The following is a 1,987-nucleotide window of genomic DNA, read 5'->3' on the forward strand; positions in this document are numbered from 1 at the left end:
ACTTTCTTCTATAGAATTAACGCTAGAATCAACTACTTCTCCAGTTTCTTCCATATTTTTTACAGATGCATCTACATCTTTCTGAATATCTTCAATTAATTCAGTAATCTCATCGGTAGCCTGATCTGACTCTTCAGCAAGCTGTCTGATCTCATCAGCTACAACTGAAAAACCTCTTCCCGCTTCACCAGCTCTAGCTGCTTCAATAGCAGCATTTAAAGCAAGTAAGTTAGTTTGAGATGCAATATTTTTTATTAAATTAACAATTTCTCCAATCCTATTTGAAGAATCTGCTAATGAGTGAACAGCCTTTTCTACCTGTTTAGAATTATCTTTAACTTTAGTAATTTCTGCAGTCGATTTATCAATTGACTGATTACCCTTTTCAATATTCTCCATAACATCCACAGCCTGTCTATCCATAGCATCAGAAGAAGTGTTAATCATATTAATTTGTTTAATTAGTTCTTCCATTGTTGCAGTAGTTTCCTCTACCTGAGCTGACTGTTCCTCTGTATTTGAAGCAACTTCCTGAATAGCATTACTAACCTCTCCAGCACTCTGACCAACTTGATTTCCGGTCGCAGAAAGTTCCTCACTTGAAGCTGCTACTTGTTCTGAAATATTTTTAACATCTAAAATCATTGTTTTTAAATTATTTATCATTTCTGCAAATGAGTTAGTTAACTTTCCAATCTCATCTTTTCTTTTCAAATATTTATTATTAATATTTATTGTAAAATCTCCTGCTGCTATCTTTTGGGCAGTAGCAGTCACATAATTAAGGGGTTCAGCAATATATGAAGCAATTACTATTGTAACAACTATGCCAATAATTAGAGCAGCTAAAGCAATAATTAGGCTTGCGTTTCTCAAATTATTTAGTTCACTCATAACTTCTGATCTATTTGCTGTCATTGCTACAGACCAGCCATTTATTTTGACAGGATGATAGGCCATTATTTTATCCTGATTATTAAATTGATATCCTAAAGCCCCGCTTTCTTCAGCAATCATCTTATCAGTGATTTCAATCAAATCCTGATTGCTGTTTGCCAGCTCATTATTTGCTATATATTCTTCCTCAGGGTAAGCAATTGTATTCTTTTCTTGGTCAATAATCCAGCCATATCCTGCTCCATTAATATTCATTTCTAAAATTAACTGCTGTAAATATTCTGTTGAGACTGTGCCAATCAAAACCCCAACCTGTTCTCCCATATCTATTATTGGTACTGCAATAGAAATTACATTACCATCAGCTAATTCACTCTGTTTTACATTTGAATATGTAATTTCTCCAGTTTCAATTGCTTTTTGAAAATAATTTTGATCGGAAACATTGATATTCATTCCTTCCACAATATTTGCCCTACCATCAGGTCTAGCTACAATAATATTTTCTAATGCAGAATTATTAACATCTTTTAGATGCCTCTCTTGACTGCTCCACATCATAGTTTTTACATTATTGGAATCTGCTAAATCTTTTAAAAATACTTCAATTCCATTTAACCACTCATTAATAGTATTTGAATTTTGTCGTGCACTCTCTTCAGCACTTGACATTATTGTGTTTTCTAAAATATCTTTTGATTGATCATATAGAGTAAATGCTGTTCCACCGACAATTATTAAAACTAAAATTAGTATCGCTAACAGCATTTTACCTTTAATTGAGTTTAACATTTTTAATCCCTACCTTTTTTGTATGTAATAGTTAAATTATATCATATATGTTAGATATTGCAATAAAAACACGATCTATATCCCTGAAAATTCAATTATTCAATTAGTAATGTATTTAGATAGTAATGTATTTAGATTTTGGCCTTATTTTTAGATTAATTTTGCTTGCTTTTGATATTTTTCTATGTTAAAATAAATCTTGTGATGCCGAAGTGGTGGAATTGGCAGACGCGATGGATTCAAAATCCATTATCCTCACGGATGTGTGGGTTCGAGTCCCACCTTCGGCACCATTTTA

Annotated in this window: 1 protein-coding gene and 1 tRNA gene; one reads left to right on the forward strand and one right to left on the reverse strand. The window is 32.4% G+C overall.

What is annotated here, in order from left to right; all coding sequences use genetic code 11:
- A partial coding sequence (locus CI949_RS20345) for a methyl-accepting chemotaxis protein (RefSeq protein WP_290769856.1) occupies positions 1-1,689 on the reverse strand: 1,689 nt, incomplete at its 3' end.
- Positions 1,690-1,895: 206 nt separating this feature from the next.
- Between CI949_RS20345 and CI949_RS20350 the strand changes: the two genes are divergently transcribed.
- Positions 1,896-1,982: transfer RNA gene (locus CI949_RS20350), tRNA-Leu, on the forward strand.
- Positions 1,983-1,987: the final 5 nt, after the last annotated feature.

The organism is Halanaerobium sp., assembly GCF_003070835.1.